This window comes from Agrobacterium sp. S7/73 (assembly GCF_019355535.1).
Taxonomy (GTDB): Bacteria; Pseudomonadota; Alphaproteobacteria; order Rhizobiales; family Rhizobiaceae; genus Agrobacterium; species Agrobacterium tumefaciens.
Genome location: NZ_CP072136.1, coordinates 2,684,969 through 2,707,492 on the forward strand (window position 1 = coordinate 2,684,969; position 22,524 = coordinate 2,707,492).

The window sequence follows — 22,524 nt, forward strand, 5'->3', positions numbered from 1 at the left end:
ATATATGTCGCAGAGTAACCCGCAGGAGAAACGACCATCGACGTTGCCAGCGACAAGCAGCGGATACGCGCTCGCAAACTGACGGACTTCGTTCGTCAGGAGGCGCTTTCGCTCGGCTTCGATCTCTGTCGTATCACCGCGCCGGACAGCATTCCGCTGGCACCGGAACGGTTGAGGCAGTTTCTGGATAAGGGCTATCATGGCACCATGGCGTGGATGGAGGAGACCGAGGCCCGTCGCGCTGAGCCGAAAACGCTGTGGGGCGACGTGCGCTCCATTGTCATGTTCGGGCTGAATTACGGGCCTGAAGAAGATCCTCGCGGCCTTCTTTCGAAATCCGACAAGGCAGCCATTTCTGTCTATGCCCGCAACCGCGACTATCACGACGTCATAAAAGGGCGACTGAAAGAAATCGCCACCCGTTTTGCCGCGCGCGCCGGCGAGGACGTGAAGGTCTTCGTAGACACTGCGCCGGTGATGGAAAAACCGCTTGCCGCAGCCGCGGGTCTCGGCTGGCAGGGCAAACACACCAATCTGGTCAGCCGCACCCATGGTTCCTGGCTGTTTCTCGGCAGCATGTTCACCACCGCCGAGCTTTTTCTTGATGAGGCAGAGAAGGACCATTGCGGCTCCTGTCGCGCCTGTCTCGATGCCTGTCCGACGGCCGCCTTCCCCGCCCCCTACCAGCTGGACGCCCGCCGCTGCATCTCCTACCTCACCATTGAGCACAAAGGCGTCATCCCGCACGAGTTCCGGCCGATGATAGGCAACCGCATCTATGGCTGCGACGATTGCCTTGCCGCCTGTCCCTGGAACAAATTCGCGGCCAGCGCCTCCGAGATGAAGCTGCAGGCGCGCGAGGATTTGAAGGAACCTTCCATCGCCTTCCTGCTGACGCTGGACGACGCTGCCTTCCGCAGCTTCTTCAGCGGCTCACCAGTCAAGCGCATCGGGCGTAACCGCTTCATCCGCAACGTGCTGATAGCGGCTGGAAACTCGCGCGACCGGCAATTCGTGCAGCAATGCAAGTCTCTCGCCGAAAAAGACCCGGCACCGGAGGTGCGCGGCATGGCCGCATGGGCTTTGTCGCAGCTTATGGACAGCGAGGAATTCCGTGCATACTCTGCCGGCCGCGCCCCGGAGCCTGATCCAGAGGCGGAAATGGAATGGCAACTGGCAGAGGCGTGACCCATGCATGTGATGATTTTCGGCGCAGGATATTCGGGCAAGGCCATTGCAAACGCGCTGAAAACCGAAGCTGCAACGATATCGGGCACCACGCGCAGCACGGACAAGTTCGCAAGCCTTGCTGCAACTGGCATGACACCCTTCCTGTTTGACGGTGCCCATCTTAATGACGATCTCATCGCCACAATGGCCAATGTCACGCATCTCGTGCAGTCCATCGCGCCGGGCAAGGATGGAGATCCACTGCTTGCGCTTTTGGGCGACGACCTGAAACGGCTTCTGCCCAAGCTTGAATGGATCGCTTATCTTTCCACCGTTGGCGTCTATGGCGACCATAACGGCGCATGGGTGGATGAGGAAACCCCGTGCCGCCCGGTTTCCGCCCGGTCCGTTGAACGCGTTGCTGCCGAAACCGCCTGGGCTGCGGCTGCTGAAAAAGCGGGGGTGCCGCTTGCCATCTTGCGCCTGTCGGGAATTTACGGCCCCGGACGCAATAGTTTCATGAATTTCGAAAAGGGAACGGCGCGCAGGCTGGTGAAGAAAGACCAGGTGTTCAACCGGATCCGGGTTGAGGATATTGGTGCGGCCCACGCCTTTCTGGCGCGGAGAAATGAACGCGGCGTCTTCAATGTGACGGATGATGAACCCGCCCCGCCGCAGGATGTGGTGAGCTTCGCCGCCACGTTGATGGGCGTTGAGCCGCCGCCCGAACAGGCATTCGAGACCGCCGATCTGACGCCGATGGCACGCTCCTTCTACGGCGAGAACAAGCGTGTTTCCAACGCCAGGATACGTGGCCTCGGTTTCGATTTCAGCTTCCCGGAGTACAAAATCTCCCTGACACAATTGTGGGAAAGCGGCCTCTGGCGGGGCTAAAAATCCCCCATTTAAAAGCGATGAAAAATCCTTCCAAACCCGTTTTTGAGGATGGTTTTGGTGGCTTTTCAGTCAATTAGGCTTTTATTAACCATACAAAAATCGCTAAAATCGTAGCCATTAGAAAAATATTTCACTCACATTTCGTGAACTCGATTCACGAAGGCGTGACTTGTAGCAACATTTCGATTGAGCATTGATTCTGCGTCATTTTTTCCACTTTTCAACAATAAGGCACCGGCAACACCTTTCCGGCTAACGATCACGAATGTTACAGCCTGTAACACTTCGTGATTTGAGATCAGCTTTTTTTCGCCATTTTTCCCTCGCCCTACAATCTCGCATTCAAACGCGTTCAGGCCAGACAATGGCCGTTTAGCAAGGGCACAATCAATCGGCGCGGGGCCGATTTTCAGGGAAGCACAGTTTGTTGAATATCCGTCGTATAACTTTCACCGTCGCAACTATAGCTGCCTGTTCCATCATTGCGCCTCTTCAGGCGAATGCGGCAAATGGTTGTGGAGGGGCATCGTGGTATGCGTTGAGCTCCAAGACTGCTTCGGGCGAGCGTATGAACGCCGCCAACATGACCGCCGCTCACCGCTCGCTGCGGTTCGGCACCAAGGTCAAGGTTACCAATGCCCGTAACGGCAAGGCCGTTGTGGTGCGCATCAATGACCGCGGTCCGTTCATCAAGGGTCGCGTTCTCGATCTTTCCAAGGCCGCTGCCAAAAACATCGGCATGATCAGTTCCGGCACCGCCAAGGTCTGCTACGAGGTCGTCAGCGCCGATTGAGCCTTGCCCTTGCCGCCATTCGCGTCTACCAACCGGGCTAATCAGCAAAATGAGGTAGACAATGCGTTTGGGCGGGCGTTTGGCCGGAGCAATCGAAGTATTGGCGGATATTGAGGGACGCAGGCGTCCCGTTGCCGATGCTCTGAAGGACTGGGGACTTGCCCATCGTTTCGCGGGTTCGGGTGACAGGGCCGCGATCGGCAACATCGTCTATGACGCGCTGCGCATGAAACTGTCACACGCCTGGCTGATGGATGACGACAGCGCCGCCTCGCTTGGTTATGCAGTTCTGCTGCGCCAATGGGGCAAGAGCTTTTCGGAACTTGCGGCGGAATTCGACGGCGACAAATTTGCCCCTGCCGCGCCTGATGAAGAAAAGCAGAAAGCCTTTCTCTCCCGTTCTCTCGCCGATGCACCAGCCCATATTCAGGGCGACATTCCCGAATGGGTTCAAGCATCCTTCGAGACGGCGTTCGGAGAGGGCTGGCTTGCCGAGGCGCAGGCGCTGAACCAGCGCCCGACACTTGATCTGCGGGCCAACACGCTGAAGGCCACTCGCGACAAGGTGCTGAAGGCGCTGGAAGAGAGCGGTGCGGAAGCAACGCATATCGCCCGTCAGGGTGTCCGCATCCCCGCCGGCGAAGGCCCTTCCCGCCTGCCGAATGTGACCGCCGAACTATCCTTCCAGAAAGGCTGGTTCGAAGTTCAGGACGAGGGATCGCAGATCGTTGCCGATCTTGCCGGCGCGCATGAAGGCGAACAGATACTCGATTATTGCGCCGGTGGCGGCGGCAAGACGCTGGCCATGGCCGCCAGCATGAACAACAAGGGTCAGGTTCACGCCTTCGACGCCGATCGCAAGCGGCTCGCGCCGATCATCGAGCGGCTGAAACGAGCCGGCACGCGCAATGTGCAGGTTCATGACCGCGCAGCCGGACTTGTCCCGTTTCATGAAAAATTCGATCGCGTTCTGGTGGACGCCCCCTGCACTGGCACCGGAACATGGCGCCGGCGGCCCGACACCAAATGGCGGCTGACGACACGCAATCTGGAAGAACGGGTACAGCAGCAGGGCGAGGCCCTTTCGCAGGCCAAGGGTTTTGTACGCCCCGGCGGCGAGCTGCTTTATGTCACTTGCTCGGTTCTGCCCGAGGAAAACGAGCAGCAGGTCACGCGCTTCTGCGAAGAAAATCCGCAATTCTATATCGGTTCGGCACTGGATCGCTGGCAGACGACTTTTGGCGGCAATGCAAACAAACCGCATTCCTCTGACGGCAAGACAGTGACGCTGACGCCTGCAACTACAGATACGGACGGTTTCTTCTTCTGCGTAATGAAACGCAAAGCCTGAAACAGGTTTTGCACGCGCTGATTTTACTTCGAAAAATACCGAGTAGCTTGTTTCAAAGCATTCTAAACTAGAATATTTGACACAAGTTTGCGATTGGGTCAGAACTCGCTTGCCGCAGCGTGAAGTTATTTCACGCCTGCCCAAGGAGAGGGATCATGATCCGCAAAACCATTCTCAGCGCGTCTTTCGCGCTTCTGGCCGCATCCGCGACCTTCACCGCGCTTCCCGCCCGCGCTGCGACCGACGCCGCCGCTGTCGTCAAGCATTACGCCGACGTCGCGCATGCGAAATACGAGGATTCGCTGACCACGGCGAAGGCGCTGGACAAGGCAATCGACGCGCTGATCGCAACACCGAGCGAAGGAACGCTGAAAGCTGCACGTGAAGCGTGGATCAAGGCGCGCGTTCCATACCAGCAATCGGAAGTCTACCGGTTCGGCAACCCTGTGGTCGACGCCTGGGAAGGCAAGGTAAACGCCTGGCCGCTGGATGAAGGCCTGATCGACTATGTCGACGGTTCCTACGGCACCGAGAGCGACGAGAACGAGCTTTACGTCGCAAACATCATCGCCAATCCGAAAATCAAGATCAGCGGCGAAGATGTCGATACCTCGAAGATCACCCCCGAACTGATCGAAAGCCTGCACGAGGCGGGCGATGTCGAAGCCAATGTGACGACCGGTTACCACGCCATCGAATTCCTGCTCTGGGGCCAGGACCTGAACGGCACCGGACCGGGTGCGGGCAACCGCCCCTATACCGACTACGACAAGAAGAATTGCACGAACGGCAATTGCGACCGCCGCGCCGATTACCTGAAGTCCGCCTCCACCCTGCTGATCAAGGATCTTCAGGAAATGGTGGACGCCTGGGCGCCGGAAGGCGAGGCCACCAAGACAGTGGAAGCCGACCCGAAAGCCGGCCTGACCGCCATTCTCACCGGCATGGGCTCTCTTTCCTATGGCGAGCTGGCAGGGGAGCGCATGAAGCTCGGCCTTCTGCTGCACGATCCGGAAGAGGAGCATGATTGCTTCTCAGACAATACCTATAATTCGCATCTTAACGACGCCATCGGCATCGCATCTGCCTATACCGGCGAATATACCCGTGTGGATGGAACGAAGATGACCGGCGCCTCGCTGTCGGAGCTGGTCGGCGCCAAGGACAAGGCGCTGAACGACGAGATGACGGCGAAGCTGAACAAGACGCTCGACGCCATGCATGCCATGGAAAAGCGTGCCCAGACGGTCGAGGCCTACGACCAGATGATCGGCGAAGGCAACAAGGAAGGCAACGCCGTGGTTCAGGCTGCCATCGACGGCCTTCTCGACCAGACGAAAACCGTCGAACGCGTGATTGCGGCACTCGATCTCGGCAAGATCGAACTTGAGGGTTCCGCCAGCCTCGATAATCCGAACGCCGTCTTCAAATAAGAGCCAATGCGGGCCGCAGATCGCTGCGGCCCGCCATTCCCATGCTTTCCATGAAGTCATCGCTGCCGCGGATCCGCAAGCCGTTCTTCTTCGCCGGGGCAGCCTGCCTTGTGGCATCGATGGTGCTTGCCGCGCCGCTTCGTGACGATCTGACGGAAAAAGACCAAAGCCGCGTTCAGGCTGTCACCGCGCCGACGATGGATTTTACCATGCCGGAGCCCTTCGAGGCCATGTCCGGCGGGGCAACGACCAGCACCCATAAAGCCGATAGCGGCGCGTTTTCGCATCCATCCGCAACAATGCCGTTTGAGCGAAAACAGGATTTCAAGCTCGGCAATGCGCTGTTCCAGAAGCTCTGGGTGTCTTCCCCCTCCTCCACGCAAGCCTCAGACGGGTTGGGGCCGCTCTATAACGCCCGATCCTGCCAGGCCTGCCATGTGAAGGACGGCAGGGGCCGACCGCCACTTGCCGGCGAAAATGCCGTCTCCCTGTTTTTGCGGCTGGCCCGGCCTGCCCGCAACGAGGCGGAACGGGCAGCGATTGCGCGCCACGAGGTGTTGAATTTTCCCGACGAGACCTATGGCCGGCAGCTTCAGAACGTTGCCATTCCCGGCCTCGCTGCAGAGGGCAAACCTGTCGTCACCTATATCGAAAAGCCCGTGCGGCTGGCCGACGGCGAGGTGGTGATGCTGCGCAAGCCAGACTATGCCGTGGCAGGCCTGCACTATGGCCCCCTGGGCGTCGATACGACTTTGTCGGCGCGGATTGCCATGCCAACCCTTGGGCTTGGGCTGATCGAGGCCATTGCCGAGGCCGATATTCTGGCCGGCGCCGATCCGGATGACAAAAATGGCGACGGCATTTCCGGGCGCCCTGCTTTTGTACGGGATCACCGGACCGGCGAAGTGAAGCTCGGCCGATTTGGCTGGAAAGCCCAGAACGCCAGCGTCCGCGACCAGAGCGCCAGCGCTTTCTCCCACGATATCGGTATTTCCACGCCGGATGCACAAAACGCCTATGGTGATTGCACCGACGTTCAAAAAGACTGTCTTGCCATGCCGACCGGCGTGCAGCCACGGCTTGGGCCAGTGGAGGCGCCGGACCCCATTCTCGATCTCGTGACCTTTTACACCGAAAACCTTGCAGTGCCGCAGCGCCGCGATGTGGGTGATCCCACCGTGTTGCGGGGAAAGCAGCTTTTTTACGCATCTGGCTGCACATCCTGCCATACACCGAAATTCGTCACCCGCCGTGACGCTGCCGACCCCATGCAGTCTTTCCAGCTGATCTGGCCCTATTCGGATTTTCTGCTGCACGACATGGGAGAGGAGCTTGCCGACGGCCAGCAGGTGGGCGAAGCAAGCGGGCAGGAATGGCGAACCCAGCCGCTCTGGGGTATCGGTCTGACGCGAAGCGTGAATGGCAACGGTTTTTACCTGCATGACGGGCGGGCGCGCAGCCTGACAGAAGCGATATTATGGCACGGCGGCGAAGCGCAAAAAGCGCGCGATGCCTTTGCCGCCTTGCAAAAATCCGACCGGCAGGCTTTGCTGGCTTTTCTGGAGTCCCTTTGATGAAAAATGCCATGCGAAAAATACCCGGTCTCATCTCCGTGCTGCTGCTTTTGGGTATGCGGCCCGCAATGGCGCAGGATGTGGAGCTGATGCCGCCGCCACCGCTCGACCCCGTACAGGTGCGGGGCGTGATGGAAAAAGCGGTGAACGGTTTCATCCGTCCCGGCTATGACCACTTCCGGCAATCGGCAGAGAAGCTGGAAGGCAGCATGAAGGCGTTCTGCGCCGCCCCTTCCAAGACGACGGATGAAGCGGCCAAAGCGGCCTTTGCCGATACGGTCTCCAGTTGGTCAACCATCGAGATCGTTCGGGTCGGTCCGGTGATCGAGCACAACCGCTTCGAACGTGTGCTCTATTACCCAGACAAGAAGGGTCTTGGCCTGAAACAGGTACAGCGTTACCTTGCGGAAAAGGACGAAAGCGTCACCAGCGCCGAGAGCCTGAAGGGCAAGAGTGTCGCAGCGCAGGGCCTCGGCGCGCTGGAATTCGTGCTCTATGGCACCGATGCGGGTGACCTGTTCGACAAGAAGGGCGATTTCCGTTGCCGTTATGGCGCGGCGATTGCCGGCAACGTTGCCAATGTGGCGGCGGAGCTTTCCGACAGCTGGAACGCACCTGATGGCGCGCAGAAAAACTGGACGCAGCCCGGCGCGGATAATCCCGTCTTTCGCGATGAGCGTGAGGCGCTGGTTGCCCTGCTTGGCATTCTCGTGCACGGCGCCGAAGCAATCCGCGACCAGCGCATAGAGACGTTCTACAAAGGGCCAGACAAGGCGAAGTTTCCCCGCACGGCGATCTACTGGCGGTCCGGCCTGACGTGGAAAAGCATTGCCGCAAACATCAAGGCCGTTCAAACCCTCCTGCACACGGCCGATATGGTCGAACTCGTGCCATCCGACCAGCGCTCCATCGTCAACTCCATCGATTTCATCGCCAAATCGATGATCCGCATTGCCGGAACGATTGATACCAACGTGGAAAAGGCCCTTGATGACGACCAGCAACGCGCCAAGGTGGATTACCTGCTGCTGAACGGCAAAGACCTCATCTACCGCCTCAACGACCAGTATGGCGGCGCAATCGGTCTCAGCTCCGGCTTTTCCTTCGCCGACGGAGATTGAGGCGGTGATATCATGCAAAAAGCCGACGCTGATAGACAGGCGCAGCTTCATCAAGGCGGCGGGCATTCCGTTCCTAGCGACGCTCGCTCCCGGCTCGCTGCATGCGCTTGAACGCGCCGACGCTGTCTTCGCTTCCGCTTTTCGCGCTCATGACGGTTCCTACGGCATTGCGACTGTGAGCGAACGCGGCGAGATCATCGACCGTGTTGCGCTCCCGGCCCGCGCCCATGGAATGGCAACGAGCCATGCGACCGGCATGACAGTGGCCTTTGCGCGCCGGCCCGGCACCTTCTTCATGGCCTTTGACCCCGCGCGACGCCGCGAGCCTGTCGTGATGCACACGCCGGAAAACCGCCACTTCTACGGCCACGGACAATTTTCTCCCGACGGTGCGATCCTCTACGCCAGCGAAAACGACTTCGATGGCAATCGCGGTGTTATCGGGCTTTACGATGCGCGCAACGGATTTGCCCGCATCGGTGAATACGACGCCCACGGCATTGGCACCCATGACATGACCGTGAGCGACGATGGCAGGCTGATCGTGATCGCCAATGGCGGCATCGAGACCCACCCGGATTTCGGCCGAACCAAACTCAATGTCGACAGCATGCAGCCGTCGCTCGTGCTTCTGGACGCCGCCAGCGGCCAATTGATCCAGAAACATACGATGCCAGACCAGTTGCGACAGCTTTCCACCCGCCATGTCGATCTCGGCGATGACGGGCGTGTCTGGTTCGCCTGCCAATATGAGGGACCGCGCAACGATCTTCCGCCGCTTGTTGGCCATTTCTCGAAGGGCGAGGACCTTGCCTTCGTCGATCTACCAGAGCAAACGACGGTGCGCCTTGCCAATTATGTCGGTGCCATCGCCGTCAACCGGCGCGATGGCCTGGTGGGCCTGACCTCACCCAATGGCAACGCGGCCGTGACGCTGGATGCGAAAACCGGGCGTGTTGTATCCGAGACGACCGTGCGGGAGGCTGCGGGCGTTGCCCCCGCCATAAAGGGCATTGCGGTTTCTTCCTATGACGGATTTTTCGAGGCTATTCGCAGCGACGTGGCGTGGGACCAGCATATCGCGCGTATTTCAGGCTAAAATACTGAAAATGCATCGGAACAAAAAAGACCAAAAAGCATTTGAGGCGTCATGAAAAACCTGTCCGTGTATATCATTTTCGTGGTTGTGGTTGTTGCGCTGGGTGCGCTCATCGGCATCAACAACGTGCCGGGCGAATGGTACCAGTCGCTTCAGAAGCCGCCCTTCAACCCGCCCAACTGGATATTCGGCCCCGTTTGGACAACGCTCTACGTGATGATCGGCATTACAGGCGCGCGAACATGGATCGTGAGACCGGCGGGCACGCGCATGCGTCTGTGGTTCACGCAGCTGGTGCTGAATTTCCTGTGGTCGCCCATCTTTTTCGGCATGCAAAGCCCGACAGGCGCGCTCGTTATCATCGTGCCTATGCTGATCTGCATTCTGGCTTTCATTGCGCTCACCTATAGTCGCGACCGCATCTCCATGTGGCTTTTCGTGCCCTACGCCCTTTGGGTCGCCTTTGCCACGCTGCTGAATGCCAGCATCGCCGTGCTGAACTAATTGCTCCTGCGGCACTTGCCTTGCCCGCCGCCACACGCCATGTCAGTTTGCGGTGAGGACAAAAGCAGGCAGGTAAGCCAATGGAGATCACGGATCCCGGCGATTTTCGTCAGCGGATAGAAAGAAGCTTTGCGCGGCAGGGTGTGGTGCAGGCAATCGGTGCGCAGATAAGCCGCATCGAACACCGTCTGGTGGAAATCGAGCTGCCGTTTCATGAAAAGCTGACACAGCAGCACGGCATATTGCATGCCGGTGTCATTGCCGCCGGCCTGGATACCGCCTGCACCTATGCCGCCTATACGATCATAGAGCCGGAAGCCTCGCTGCTGACAATCGAGTTCAAGGTCAACCTCATGTCGCCCGGGCGCGGCGAGCGGTTTCTGTTTCGTGGCGAAATCATCAAGCCGGGCAACAACCTGATCGTTGCCGATGGCCGCGCTTACGCCCTTTCCGACGGGCCGGCGAAGCTCATCGCCTCCATGACAGGCACGATGATGGTGGTGAAGGGCCGCGAGGATATTACCGGATGAGCTACCGGCTTTTGCATGTTGCAGACAAATCCATACTTTTCGTCATGGCGGCTTCCGCCGAATACGGCCCCCACCTGCAGGCGCGCATCGCGCCCTTGATGACCGGCGTCGGCCCGGTCGAGGCAGCGATTTCGGTCACGGCAATTCTTGCCGGTCTCGATGCGGCGGACCATCTGCCTGACCTTGTCGTTTCGCTCGGCTCCGCCGGCTCGCGGACGCTCGACCAGACTGGCATCTATCAGGCGATTTCTGTTGCCTATCGCGACATGGATGCCTCAGCCTTCGGTTTTGAAAAGGGTCGCACGCCGTTTCTCGATCTGCCGGCCGAGGTGGCCTTGCCCCTGCGCATACCCGATATTGCCGAGGCGCGACTTTCCACGGGCGCCAACGTCGTCTCTGGTGCCACCTATGGGTCGATCGATGCCGATATGGTGGAAATGGAAACCTATGCCGTGCTCCGGGCCTGCCAGCGCTTCGGCGTGCCGCTCATCGGCCTGCGCGGTATTTCCGATGGCAGGGAAGATGTGAACCATGTGGACGACTGGACGGAATACTTGCATATCATCGATGAAAAGCTCGCAGACGCCGTCGACAGGCTTTGCCGCGCTATCGAAGATGGTGCGATCACCCTTTGAACCTCGCGATTTTAGTAAATTTCCGCTGTTAGATGCCCGCTTCCGGGTTGCCTAAAGCCGCCATTTTCTTTAAAGGCTCGCCATGACCCAGATAGCCCATCCCGACAGCATTCTCATCATCGATTTCGGCAGCCAGGTGACGCAGCTGATTGCGCGCCGCATTCGCGAAGCCGGGGTCTATTGCGAAATCCACCCGTTTCAGAATGCCGCAGAGGCGTTTGAGAAGCTCCAGCCCAAGGGCGTGATCTTCTCCGGCGGCCCCGCATCTGTCACGGCGGAAGGCAGCCCGCGTGCGCCGCAGGCGGTGTTCGACAGCAAGGTTCCGATCCTCGGCATCTGCTACGGCCAGCAGACGCTCTGCACCCAGCTCGGCGGCGTTGTCGAGGGCGGTCACGCGGCGGAATTCGGGCGCGCCGATATCGACATCAAAAAGGCAAGCCCTCTGTTCGACGGTTTCTGGGAACAGGGCAAGAGCTATCCCGTCTGGATGAGCCACGGCGACCGCGTGACGAAACTGCCGGAGGGTTTCGAGGTTATCGCAACCTCCGAGAACGCACCCTTCGCCATAGCTGCCGACGAGACACGCCACTATTACACCACCATGTTCCACCCGGAAGTGGTGCATACGCCAGATGGCGGCAAGCTGCTCTCCAACTTCGTGCACAAGATCGTCGGTCTCAAATCCGATTGGACGATGGCAGCCTATCGCGCCGAGATGATCCGCAAGATCCGCGATCAGGTCGGCACCGGGCGCGTGCTCTGCGCACTCTCCGGCGGCGTCGATTCCTCGGTTGCGGCGATCCTCATCCATGAGGCGATCGGTGACCAGCTGACCTGCGTTTACGTCGACCACGGTCTGATGCGGCTTGGCGAAAGCGAGCAGGTCGTCGGCATGTTCCGCGACCATTACAATATTCCGCTGGTACATGTGGATGCCGCAGACATGTTCCTGGGCCAGCTTTCTGGCGTCTCCGACCCGGAAGTGAAGCGCAAGACTATCGGCCGTTTGTTCATCGAGGTCTTCGAGGCGGAAGCTGCCAAGATCGCAGCAGACGGCAAGGGTGCTCCGAATTTCCTCGCGCAGGGCACGCTTTACCCTGACGTCATCGAGAGCGTTTCCTTCTCTGGCGGTCCTTCCGTCACCATCAAGAGCCACCACAATGTCGGTGGCCTTCCCGAGCGCATGAACATGCAGCTGGTGGAGCCGCTGCGCGAGCTCTTCAAGGACGAGGTGCGTGCGCTTGGCCGTGAACTTGGCCTGCCGGAAAGCTTCATCGGGCGCCATCCCTTCCCCGGCCCGGGTCTGGCGATCCGTTGCCCCGGTGCGGTTACCCGCGAGAAGCTCGATATTCTGCGCAAGGCAGATGCGATCTATCTCGACGAAATCCGCAAGGCGGGTCTTTACGACACCATCTGGCAGGCCTTCGCAGTGCTCCTGCCGGTGCAGACCGTGGGCGTCATGGGTGACTACCGCACCTATGACTTCGTCTGTGCGCTCCGCGCTGTGACCTCCGTGGATGGCATGACGGCGGATTTCTACCCCTACGACATGAATTTCCTCGGCCGCGCCGCGACCCGCATCATCAACGAAGTCCGCGGCATCAACCGTGTCGTCTATGACGTGACGAGCAAGCCGCCCGGCACGATCGAGTGGGAATGATTCAGGCCCATCCGAACGCCGCCGATTCTACGCTCCGGTACGATCTAAGATACTGAAAACAAAAATAAAATTATCCTGTTCCTATCGATATCTATCGGTGGGCATAGATGGCCTTCGGCGGCCTCGCTGACGGGCCTCGCCCCCATTGATCAGCCGGAAAAACGAAAGTACCGTCAGGTCAACCGAGGCCAATGACGGTACTTTTTTCGAACTAATACGCTGAAATATAAGCGTTTTCGACGACATCGGCCTCCAAAAACCGCGTGACGGTACTTTTCCGCGAGGAGGCCCTAAATGTTGACCGATGCAGCGCTCAAGTCTTTGAAACCAAAAGCCAAAATGTACAAGGTTTCCGATCGTGACGGCATGTATGTGCGCGTCGCGCCGTCGGGTGCCATTTCGTTCAGGCTCGACTATCGGCTGAACGGCAGGCGGGAGACCGTCTATCTCGGCAGATATGCCCGTGACGGAATATCGCTCGCCAGGGCTCGCGAGCTATGCATCGACGCGCGGCGCGCGATCACCGAGGGGCGGTCCCCCGCCATCGAGAAGCAGCGGGACAAGCGCCGGATCAAGGAGGCAAAGAGTTTCGGCCAGTTCGGCGAGAAGTGGCTGACCAACGCGACCATGGCCGACAGCACGCGCGCGATGCGTCGCTCCATCTTCGAACGCGAACTCATGCCAGTCTGGCGAAATCGTCTCCTGACGGAGATCACACCGGATGATCTACGCGCTCACTGCGGCAAGATCGTCGAACGGGGTGCGCCTGCAACTGCTATCCATGTGCGGGATATCCTGAAGCAGATCTACGGCTTTGCCATTCTGCACGGTGAGAAGGTCGCCAATCCGGCCGATGACGTCGGTCCAGCCTCGATCGCTACCTTTACGCCCAAGGACCGCGCGCTTTCACCCGCAGAGATCCGCATCATGTTCAAGCAGCTCGAGCATGTTGCGACGTTGCCAACGATCCGCCTCGGTATGAAGCTCTACCTCCTCACCATGGTCCGGAAGAGCGAGTTGCAGGATGCAGTTTGGGACGAAATCGATTTCGACAACGCCGTCTGGACCATCCCGAAGGAGCGCATGAAGCGGTCGAAGCCGCACAACGTGTACCTGTGCCGACAGACGTTAGACATCATGATCGCGCTCAAGACGTGCTCCGGCAACTCTCGATATCTTTTGCCATCCCGGTACGACGCGGACGCGCCAATGTCCCGCGCGACCTTCAATCGGATCACCTACTCCGTCGTCGAGCGAGCCAAGAAGGAGGGGCTCCCGCTGGAGCCATTCACGGTCCATGATCTGCGGCGGACGGGGTCGACGCTGTTAAATGAGCTCGGCTTTAACAGCGACTGGATCGAAAAGTGCCTGGCGCACGAGGACGGGCGTTCGTCGCGCGGCGTCTATAACAAGGCCGAGTACGAGGTGCAGCGTCGGCATATGATGCAGCAGTGGGCGGATACCGTGGACGCCTGGATCGACGGCCGGAAGTACGCCCCCACACTTTTGCCGCAAGCTATGCCCTTGATGGAGCTTGATCCCGCCCTTTGACGGGGCGGGTTTTACGCTTGGTGACATCGGGGTGTTGGGCGCGCCGGATCGGCGCAGCCCGCCGGGCCATCAGCCAAGCCTCGACCTCGGCCAGGTCCCAAACTATACAGCGTGGCGAGAGCGCAAACCGGCGGGGAAACTCGCCACGCTGCTCCATTTCATAAATAGTGCTGTCAGCCATCGGCACCATCTCGCGCAACTGCTGCCGCCGGATTGTTCTCCGAATTTGCGTAGTTTCGATCTTTGCCATGCTCAATCTCCTGCGTTGCTGAAGCGATTGAGACTGATAGATGCCGATACTGGAAGCCCTGCCGATATTCCGTGCGGTGTTTTCGGGCTATAGCGTACACATCGGCGGGTTCTTCTTGACTGCTTGGTGCAGTATACGGGCGAACAGGCGCTGTTTGATAAGCTGGAAACGTGTGGGGCTCGCTACGAGGGGACGCATTCAGTAAACGCGACTCCCTTCAAAATCTTGTTCCAAAAGGCGTGCCGGTTCGACCCCGGCCACCCGCACCATCCTTATCCCGAGTTTGCTTTCACCCGTCAGTAGGAGGCGCTAGATGGGCGCTCGCTGCTGGCTCGCGTTGAACGGCTGTTCAACCCCACCGTTCAGGCGCAACCTGATCTTCGCGCGCATCATAGCTGCGCTGAGACTCCTGAATCACTTCGATGTTCTCGACGGTCCAGTCGAACAGGATCGCAAACGGTCCTTGCAGCGATAGGCCGAGCGGTGTCAGCGCATATGCAACGCCGAGAACGCGCCCATCCAGAACCCTGCGCGTCACCATGCCGTTGCGCTCCAGCTTGTGCAGCGTCTGGGTCAGCACGCGTTCCCGGCGCGTTCGAGGGACGCTACCTTAGGGCTGGCTGCAAAATGCCGCCTTGTCGGATGGCATCGCGACGGCTGCGGCCTGCTCCGCTTCATCCTCGATATCCTCCACCGTTTCGTGGCTTCGGCCGAGGAAGAGGAAGACGACGACGGCGGTCAGCGCTGTGATCGCACTCAGCAACCACAGCAGTGTCGAGAATCCATCGCTATATCCTGGGAGGAGTGCCGACCGCTCCATGGATGGCACGTGCGCCGCCACCTCCGGAAGGTCACCCGTGACGAGTCGCTGCGCGATCACGCCCGCTTGGCCACCAGCGGCCGCGCCAAGGTTGGTGCTGATAAGCACTGACAGCCCCGCCGACACCAATGCAAGCGCTATGCCCTCGCCGGCCACGCGAGACGTGCTGAAGATGCCGGTCGCCATGCCCGCCCGCTCCTTAGGCACGACGCTGACGGCAAGCCCGTCCATCAAGCCCCAAGGCAAGCCTACACCCACGCCTATGGTGATCAGCGGTGCAATCAGTGCAGCGGGGTCGGAACCGACCGGGAACCGGCCGAGCCAGTAGAGGCCCGCTGCGGCGATCGCGAGTCCTGCTCCGCAGATCGTGGCCGGCGCGAGCCAGCGGGTCAGTAGCCCGGCTGCGATCGGCAGAACGAGCAAGGGGGCGGACAGCGCAATCATCATCTGGCCGGCTGCGATCTCGTCCATCCCCTCGATCCCGATGAAGCGCACCGGCATCAGAACCAGGAGCACGACGAAGGCATAGGCTGGCGCCACCGCCAGCAATTGTGCGCCGACGAAACGCGGAAAGCGAAACAGCGAAAGGTCCAGCATCGGCCGGGCAACCGTCCGTTCGATCATTCCGAAGGCGACGAACAGCAGGACAGCACCGATCAGCAGCACGACGATGAGTGGATCGCCCCAGCCGCTTTCCGGAGCCTGTAGCACGCCAAAGGTCAGTGCGGTGAGTGCGAGGGTAAAGCTGATGGCCCCTTTCCAGTCGATCCCAGAGGCAGTCGGATCTCCCGATTCCCGCATGAAGATCGCGCCGAGAAGAAGCCCGATCACCACCAGCGCCACGAGCAGCATGAAGATTGCCGGCCAGCCCATCGTGGCGATCATCCATCCCGCCGCGACCGGCCCGAAGGCGAGCCCGATGCCGAAGTTGGCGCCAACGATGCTGAATGCGCGAAGCCGCGCGGCCCCGTCGAATTCTTGGGCAAGCGCAGCTAGGCCACCGGCAAAGGCTGCCGCCGCGCCCACGCCCTGAAGCGCCCTCAGAAGGTCGAACCAGACGATGTCGCGTGTAAAAATGAGGGCGACCGAAAGCAGCCCGAAAGCCGCCAGGCCGGACAGGAACACCTTCTTGCGTCCATAGCTGTCGGCGAGCGCGCCGGCCGCCATCAGCGTGCTCCCGAATGTCAGGATAAAAGCATTGAGAGCCCAGTTGAGCTGAATCGGGCTGCCGCCGAGTTCGCGGCTGATCGCAGGCAAGCCGACCGCAATGCCGGTAAACGCCAGTGGCGCGGTTATAGCCGCGCAACAGACGGCAATAAGAACCAGCACCATTCCAGCCGTCGGTGCCGCATTTGCGGTAGGTAAATTGTGTTCGTGATCTCTCATCTTCGATTTCGCTATCTTGGAAAAGTGAAGTAGTCGCCGCGTGGACGGTGAGCTTGGGAGCGTTCAGTCGGCGCGGCGAGCTTCGGCAACAGCGGCAGTGTTTTCGTACATCTGCCCTCGGACGATCCTTCCATCCTTCATCTCAAAGCGGACAATGAAATCGCTGTCTGCGATCTTCGCCGTCTCGCGATGACGCAACCGAAAATGGCCCTCAACGAAGACTTGGTCGCCAGCGTCGGTGAAGCGCGTGACTTCAAACGCGAGCGATTGGTATTCGGAGAAGACGAGAGCCCTGAGGCGTTTGTAACCTTCGCAACCCTTGTGCTCATAACCCGCCCAAGGAATGAGGGCGCGCAGCTCGTCATTGTTTGCGCTCGAGACCACAAAGCGGAAATCAGGATGGACGTAGCCGATCATCGCACGATCGAAACCATCGTCGCGTTGGGCGTTTAAAAAGCCCTTCGTCGCTTCGATATTGGGTGTCTCAGCCATTATGACGTCCTCCATGCGCGTTCGCGCGCCAGGGCGCACGCGCGGGCATGTTCGTGCTGTTGCTCATCGTTGGTTCCCTGATGCTCGCAACCCAATGGCTGCCGATGAGGCACAATGACAGTTGTTTGCATCTTGATAATTCGTTCAAAAAATTACAGACTGTTGTTATGGCGACAACAGTAGATTTCCTTGAGATGCAGGCCTTTGTCGCTGTGGTGACGGAAGGATCTTTCACAGCAGCGGCAGAGCGCCTTGAGACGGACAAGGCGCGGGTGAGCCGTATTGTGCGGCGAATGGAAGAGAAGCTTGGCGCGCGGCTTTTGAACCGATCGACCCGGCACCTCAGCGTGACGGAGGCCGGCCGTGATTATTTTGAGCGCGCCTCGTCGATTTTGGCCGCAGCCGAAGCGGCCGAATCCGCAGTGGCGCAACGGACTCAGGAGCCAAAGGGTCGTCTCAAGATAACGGCCGGCGCTGAGTTTGGTACGATGCGCGTCGATAGCTGGATCGCCACGTTCCTGCGCAAGTGGCCGAAGGTGACCGTCGAGACCGAATACACGAACCGTCTCGTCGACATCATCCATGAAGGGGTCGATGTGGCGATCCGGATCGGACCCCTGCAGGACTCAGAGCTTTCGGCCCGTCGGCTTGGAGAACTGACCTACGGCCTATATGCCGCGCCCGACTACGTGCAGGGTGCCGCGCCTGTGCGCACGATCGATGATCTGAGGCGACGTCACCTGATCATGCATGCGCCGCGCGGCCGTCCGGCCTGGACCTTGGTGAATGGCGAGCAGACCGAAAAGGTGTGGCAGGCGCCACGCTGCGCCGTCAATAACACCATGTCCGCCAGGAACCTCGCGCTGTCTGGCCTGGGGATCGTGCAGCTTCCGCGATACATGGCTGAGCCGCATGTGGCGGACGGTGCTTTTGTCAGGGTCCTCCATGACTGGGCATGTATCCCGGTGCCGGTCCATGCCGTCTTCGCTTCGACGCGTTATATGGACCCGAAGGTACGGGGCTTTGTCGATGTCTGTCGCGATGGCTTTCTGAATGACGTCGAGAGCTTCGACTGAGGCGGCGCCTGCACAGCCCTTGAGGTCATGGCGCGTGCAACGGAACCAGTCGTCGCGCGCAACCTATTCTCCAGTTGTCCGGCGCTGTGCTTCCACTGCTTGAAGTATTGTCGGCCCAAGAGACAACAGTGTGTTGTCGTCTGCCCCACTGTTAGCATCTTTGCCAAATTCATATTTCTCGGTCGTGCCGCTTGCTGTGGCTCTCACCGACGCGGTGCGTGAGAGGCAGCGCGGGGGCACATGAATCCCGTTGGCGGCTACCGCCTCTATGAAGAAAGATATCTTACATGACACAAACAATCGGAATTATCGGCTCAGGCCTTGTCGGCAAGGCAGTCGCGCGTCTCGCGATCGCAGCTGGCTACAAGGTGTTGATCAGCAACTCCCGCGGCACGGAAACCATCAAGGAGCTGATCGCAGAGCTTGGTCCGCTGGCGAGCGCCGGCACCACAGAGGAGGCTATCGCGGCGGGTGACATCGTCACGCTCTCGATCCCGATCGCCGCCTCCGAACAGCTGCCCGCCGACAAGTTCGCGGGCAAGGTCGTACTCGACCAGACGAACTACTATCCAGCATTCGGCAACAACGACGTCCTCGACAAGGCCGAGCTGACTTCCAGCGAGCTGATCCAGCAGCGTCTGCCGGGGGCGAAGGTCGTCAAGGGCTTCCACAACCTCAGCTGGCTCCACATGAAGGCCAACGCGACGCCGAAGGGTTCGGCGTCCCGGACGACGCTGCCGATCGCGGGCGACGACGCCGGCGCGAAGCAGGCGGTGACCGAGTTCTTTGACAAGATCGGTTTCGATGCCATCGACGCGGGTTCGCTCGCGGATAGCTGGCGCATCGAGCCGAGCACGCCGATCTACTTCTGGGCTTACGCTCCGACGGTGGACCTTAAGGCGACAGGCCCGGAAGCCGAGCGCGCCTACACGCAGCCCGGCTCGCCGGTGTCGCGCGACGATGCTCGCAAGCTGATCGATGAGGCCGTGCGCCCGTCGCCGATCGGCGGCACCTTCGAGGGCATGCCGCAGGTCCATGTCGACCTCTTCATGGCCCAGGCAAGCGCCGCGACCGTCGCAAATTGACCCCCTGCCGGACGCCCCTCCAAGGGCGTCCGGCATTTGGTTGTTGGAGGCCCCGCGGGGCTCGCCGGGACGCACATAATCATGATGCTAAGTGAAGACCATCTCACCCCTTTCCTTGAGGCAATGCACGAGGGCGACGTTGCGCGCGCCAGCGAGCACTTGTCCGAGGCCGTCGAACTCAATAGCCCGATCCTTCCCGCGCCATTCAAGGGACGGGTCAGTGTGGCCGCTGTCCTCCGCGAACTGCTCTCCACGGTCGACGCGTTCGAGCCGAAGATGATGATGCGCGACGGTGCCGACGTCATCGCCGTCATCACGATCCGTTTCGAAGATCATGTGATCGATGCGTTCGACCACGTCCACTTGGGCGACGATGGCCGCATCGAGACCATGACCATCGCATGGCGCCCGCTGGCCGCCGTCGTCGCTGTGCAGCAAAAACTTGTTCCAAAGCTCGGTGGCCAGGCCCTTCAACTGGTTCCGCTGAAACAAACACAGTAGCTGTAATCTCTGTCGGCATCGGCGGCGTCGCGACATCGCTGCTGATCGTGCGCCCGACATCGCGGGGGGCTTGAATTCACAGTGCCGTCCTCATTCACATGGGGATGGTCGTCAACAAGGAAAAAGTTCATGCAAGGTGGAAAGCAGCCCAGTCCTGATCATCCGATTACCGTCGCACCGGCGGATGAGAGGGTCATCGTGCGGATTGGCAGTACTGTCTTGGCGGAAAGCTGCAATGCGCTGATACTTCGTGAAGCAAGCTTGCCGCCGGTCTTCTACATTCCGCGCGCCGACGTGGCGATGGAAGCGCTAATGTCTAGCCCAACACGCACCCATTGCCCTATAAGGGGGACGCCAGCTATTTTGATGCATGCGACAGCGTCACCCAAGATGTTGCCTGGTCCTACGAGGACCCCTTCGACCACATGCTGATGATCAAGGGGCATCTGGCGTTTTATCCAGACCGTGTCGATGCGATCGAGATAATGCCGCGCGCGTGAATGCTGGTCGCAGGTTCCAGATCGTCTGCACTTCATGATTATCCAAACCATAACAGTGCGTCGGTGCGGGATCGGTAATATCAGCCCGAGGGGCTTGCGTTGATTTAATAATACGAGCGGCGCATGACAGGACGTTGTTCATGACAACAGTTGGTTTTTCCGAAATGCAGGTCTTCGTCGCTGTGGTGACGGAAGAATCATTCACCGCCGCAGCCGAACGGCTTGAGACCGACAAGGCGCGGGTGAGCCGCATCGTGCAGCGCATCGAGGAGAAGCTCGGCGCACGACTCCTCAATCGGTCAACGCGGCGACTTAGCGTGACGGAAGTCGGTCGGGATTATTTCGAACGCGCCTCGTCGATCCTGGCGGCCGCAGAAGCGGCCGAGGCCGCGGTAGCGCAGCAAAGCCAGGAACCCACGGGCCGCTTGAAGATCACGGCAACTCCAGAGTTTGGCACGACCCGTGTCGACCACTGGGTCGCCGCGTACTTGTCCACATGGCCAAAGGTTTCCGTGGAAACGGTATACTCCATTCGCTTCGTCGACATCATTCATGAGGGTATCGACGTCGCGATCCGCATCGGCGCCTTGCAGGATTCTGATTTGTCGGCGCGCAAACTCGGAGAGATAACCTACGGTCTTTATGCTTCCCCTGATTACCTGAAGCGTGCCGCGCCGCACCGCACGGTCGAAGACCTGAAACGCCATGATCTCATCATGAAAACATCGAGTGGCCGCTCAACTTGGACCTTGGTCAATGGTCAGGCAACGGAGAAGGTGTCGCAGACACCGCGCTGCGCACTCGACAATATAATCGCGGCCAAGAACCTGACGCTATCCGGTTTAGGAATTGCGCAACTCCCGCGATTCATGGCCGAGCCACACGTGGTCGAGGGAGCTCTGGTGAAAGTTTTGCCAGGCTGGGCGAGTATCCCAATGCCGGTTCACGCAGTTTTCGCCTCCACACGCTACATGGACCCGAAGGTGCGTGGCTTCATCGATCTTTGTCGCGATGCGTTCAGGGATGACGGCGACACGGATCTACGCTGACGAGAAGCCATTTACAGCTGCGGTAGCATGCGACCATGCGAAGTAGGAGCCGCGCTCGATCGGCAGAAGCCCGCTGCTATCGGGTCGGACCCAAACACCTCCTCCTGCGCCGCGCAACGGAAATTAGGCGGGCTGCCCTTTGCCTGCTCAATTCCAGGACCACATGCGAAAAATGGGGGGGACGACGCCCGTGATCTTGGAGCGCCCATGATTGTTGCTCGTATGAACAACAGACTGAGGTTCGTCCGGCATCTAATCTATTCCTGAGCGATATCCTAACTTTCAACAGAACCGCTCCTCGGGGGCATAAATGTTGAGTAGACAGGATATTCAATGAAAATCGGAATCTTAAACGCCGGCAATCTCGGCAGTCGTCTGGCGCGAGCCTGGGCGACCGCAGGCCATGACCTCGTGATCGCGAAGGACGGTGAGGACCGGAAGATCGCGCCATTACTTGCGGAACTGGGCGATAAGGCTCGACCCGGCACGATTCGCGAGGCGGCCGAGTTCGGCGACGCCGTTCTATTCTCCGTCTATTGGCCGCGGGTCGAAGCAATCGTTGCCGAGGTTGGCGATGCGCTCGACGGCAAGGTCGTTATCGAGACCATGAACCCGCTCGGTGTTACCGCCGATTTCGTGCACTTCCACGATCTGGAGTTCATGCGCGACAGCTCGACTTCAGAAGACCTGCAGCGGCGCTTGCCTAAGGCGCGCATCGTCAAGGGATTCAACTTGATCGCGGCTCCGTCGCTTGAGGCGGCGGCATGGGCTGAAGCGCCGGTGCAGGCCAATGTCTTCTACGCAACCGACGACAGTGCCGCTGGCGACGTAACGCGGGGCCTCATCGCCGACGCGGGCTTTAAGCCCGTCAACGCCGGCAATCTCAAGGGCGCCCGGCAGCTCGAACAGGTCGGCGTGCTTCTGCATCACGTCGCAGACAATGAATATGGCGGCGACCCTGACCTGATCCGCCTCGCGCTTGCAGTCGTCGAAGCCAATCCTGGCCCGATCACGCGCGAACGTGTCGCCTGATCGAGCGAGCCAGCT

Annotated in this window: 22 protein-coding genes and 1 pseudogene; 19 read left to right on the forward strand and 4 right to left on the reverse strand. The window is 59.8% G+C overall.

Features of this window, described 5'->3' with window-relative positions; genetic code table 11:
• The first annotated feature begins 36 nt into the window (after positions 1-36).
• From queG to J5276_RS13400, 13 genes are all read left to right on the forward strand, one after another.
• Positions 37-1,188 carry a tRNA epoxyqueuosine(34) reductase QueG gene (queG, locus tag J5276_RS13340; protein WP_162632896.1) on the forward strand — a complete coding sequence of 384 codons (1,152 nt, stop codon included), beginning with the start codon at positions 37-39 and terminating at the stop codon, positions 1,186-1,188.
• Between the two features lie 3 nt (positions 1,189-1,191).
• The gene (locus tag J5276_RS13345) at positions 1,192-2,064 is read left to right on the forward strand and encodes an SDR family oxidoreductase (RefSeq protein ID WP_112154807.1); all 873 of its coding nucleotides are present in this window, start codon (positions 1,192-1,194) and stop codon (positions 2,062-2,064) included.
• Between the two features lie 427 nt (positions 2,065-2,491).
• Positions 2,492-2,860: a septal ring lytic transglycosylase RlpA family protein gene (locus tag J5276_RS13350; RefSeq protein ID WP_013635343.1), complete on the forward strand. Its 369-nt coding sequence runs from the start codon at positions 2,492-2,494 to the stop codon at positions 2,858-2,860.
• A gap of 61 nt (positions 2,861-2,921) precedes the next feature.
• Positions 2,922-4,211: an RsmB/NOP family class I SAM-dependent RNA methyltransferase gene (locus tag J5276_RS13355; protein ID WP_013635342.1), complete on the forward strand. Its 1,290-nt coding sequence runs from the start codon at positions 2,922-2,924 to the stop codon at positions 4,209-4,211.
• A 155-nt stretch (positions 4,212-4,366) separates the two neighbouring features.
• The gene (locus J5276_RS13360; protein WP_003514680.1) at positions 4,367-5,644 is read left to right on the forward strand and encodes an imelysin family protein; all 1,278 of its coding nucleotides are present in this window, start codon (positions 4,367-4,369) and stop codon (positions 5,642-5,644) included.
• Between the two features lie 41 nt (positions 5,645-5,685).
• Positions 5,686-7,218: a di-heme oxidoredictase family protein gene (locus J5276_RS13365; protein WP_112154809.1), complete on the forward strand. Its 1,533-nt coding sequence runs from the start codon at positions 5,686-5,688 to the stop codon at positions 7,216-7,218.
• On the forward strand, positions 7,218-8,339 hold the full coding sequence (locus tag J5276_RS13370; protein ID WP_112154810.1) for an imelysin family protein: 1,122 nt from the start codon (positions 7,218-7,220) through the stop codon (positions 8,337-8,339). The genes J5276_RS13365 and J5276_RS13370 overlap by 1 nt, the downstream gene beginning before the upstream one ends.
• A gap of 4 nt (positions 8,340-8,343) precedes the next feature.
• Positions 8,344-9,438, forward strand: a complete 1,095-nt coding sequence (locus tag J5276_RS13375; RefSeq protein WP_112154866.1) for a DUF1513 domain-containing protein — start codon at positions 8,344-8,346, stop codon at positions 9,436-9,438.
• A gap of 51 nt (positions 9,439-9,489) precedes the next feature.
• Positions 9,490-9,942 carry a TspO/MBR family protein gene (locus tag J5276_RS13380; protein WP_013635337.1) on the forward strand — a complete coding sequence of 151 codons (453 nt, stop codon included), beginning with the start codon at positions 9,490-9,492 and terminating at the stop codon, positions 9,940-9,942.
• An 80-nt stretch (positions 9,943-10,022) separates the two neighbouring features.
• Positions 10,023-10,472: a PaaI family thioesterase gene (locus J5276_RS13385; RefSeq protein WP_003514669.1), complete on the forward strand. Its 450-nt coding sequence runs from the start codon at positions 10,023-10,025 to the stop codon at positions 10,470-10,472.
• Positions 10,469-11,107 carry a 5'-methylthioadenosine/S-adenosylhomocysteine nucleosidase gene (locus J5276_RS13390; RefSeq protein ID WP_019564462.1) on the forward strand — a complete coding sequence of 213 codons (639 nt, stop codon included), beginning with the start codon at positions 10,469-10,471 and terminating at the stop codon, positions 11,105-11,107. The genes J5276_RS13385 and J5276_RS13390 overlap by 4 nt, the downstream gene beginning before the upstream one ends.
• An 82-nt stretch (positions 11,108-11,189) precedes the next feature.
• Positions 11,190-12,767: a glutamine-hydrolyzing GMP synthase gene (gene guaA / locus J5276_RS13395; RefSeq protein WP_003514664.1), complete on the forward strand. Its 1,578-nt coding sequence runs from the start codon at positions 11,190-11,192 to the stop codon at positions 12,765-12,767.
• A gap of 294 nt (positions 12,768-13,061) precedes the next feature.
• Positions 13,062-14,318 (forward strand): site-specific integrase, encoded by a 1,257-nt coding sequence (locus J5276_RS13400; RefSeq protein WP_209159367.1) that lies wholly within the window; start codon positions 13,062-13,064, stop codon positions 14,316-14,318.
• Here J5276_RS13400 and J5276_RS13405 read toward each other — a convergent pair.
• From J5276_RS13405 to J5276_RS13420, 4 genes are all read right to left on the reverse strand, one after another.
• Positions 14,284-14,568: an AlpA family transcriptional regulator gene (locus tag J5276_RS13405; RefSeq protein WP_151689128.1), complete on the reverse strand. Its 285-nt coding sequence runs from the start codon at positions 14,566-14,568 to the stop codon at positions 14,284-14,286. The two genes, J5276_RS13400 and J5276_RS13405, sit on opposite strands and share 35 nt — an antisense overlap.
• A gap of 349 nt (positions 14,569-14,917) precedes the next feature.
• Positions 14,918-15,148, reverse strand: coding sequence for a helix-turn-helix domain-containing protein (locus J5276_RS13410; protein ID WP_209159366.1), 231 nt, complete (start codon positions 15,146-15,148; stop codon positions 14,918-14,920).
• A gap of 30 nt (positions 15,149-15,178) precedes the next feature.
• Positions 15,179-16,774, reverse strand: a complete 1,596-nt coding sequence (locus tag J5276_RS13415) for an MFS transporter (protein WP_247749945.1) — start codon at positions 16,772-16,774, stop codon at positions 15,179-15,181.
• A 63-nt stretch (positions 16,775-16,837) separates the two neighbouring features.
• Positions 16,838-17,266, reverse strand: a complete 429-nt coding sequence (locus J5276_RS13420; protein WP_209159365.1) for a nuclear transport factor 2 family protein — start codon at positions 17,264-17,266, stop codon at positions 16,838-16,840.
• Between the two features lie 47 nt (positions 17,267-17,313).
• On the opposite strand from J5276_RS13420, the gene J5276_RS13425 reads away from it, so the two are divergent.
• The 6 genes and pseudogenes from J5276_RS13425 to J5276_RS13450 all read left to right on the forward strand — a co-directional run bounded on the left by J5276_RS13425 (position 17,314) and on the right by J5276_RS13450 (position 22,509).
• Positions 17,314-18,342 (forward strand): LysR family transcriptional regulator, encoded by a 1,029-nt coding sequence (locus tag J5276_RS13425; RefSeq protein ID WP_247749944.1) that lies wholly within the window; start codon positions 17,314-17,316, stop codon positions 18,340-18,342.
• 287 nt (positions 18,343-18,629) lie between these two features.
• Complete coding sequence (locus J5276_RS13430; RefSeq protein WP_209159364.1) at positions 18,630-19,427, forward strand: NADPH-dependent F420 reductase; 798 nt, start codon at positions 18,630-18,632, stop codon at positions 19,425-19,427.
• A gap of 81 nt (positions 19,428-19,508) precedes the next feature.
• Positions 19,509-19,928, forward strand: coding sequence for a nuclear transport factor 2 family protein (locus tag J5276_RS13435; RefSeq protein WP_247749943.1), 420 nt, complete (start codon positions 19,509-19,511; stop codon positions 19,926-19,928).
• Positions 19,929-20,057: 129 nt separating this feature from the next.
• Positions 20,058-20,428, forward strand: a pseudogene (locus J5276_RS13440) (DUF427 domain-containing protein).
• Between the two features lie 164 nt (positions 20,429-20,592).
• Entirely contained in the window at positions 20,593-21,477 is an 885-nt protein-coding gene (locus J5276_RS13445; RefSeq protein ID WP_209159373.1) for a LysR family transcriptional regulator, read from the forward strand.
• A gap of 333 nt (positions 21,478-21,810) precedes the next feature.
• The gene (locus J5276_RS13450) at positions 21,811-22,509 is read left to right on the forward strand and encodes an NADPH-dependent F420 reductase (RefSeq protein WP_209159363.1); all 699 of its coding nucleotides are present in this window, start codon (positions 21,811-21,813) and stop codon (positions 22,507-22,509) included.
• The last annotated feature ends 15 nt before the right edge of the window (positions 22,510-22,524 follow it).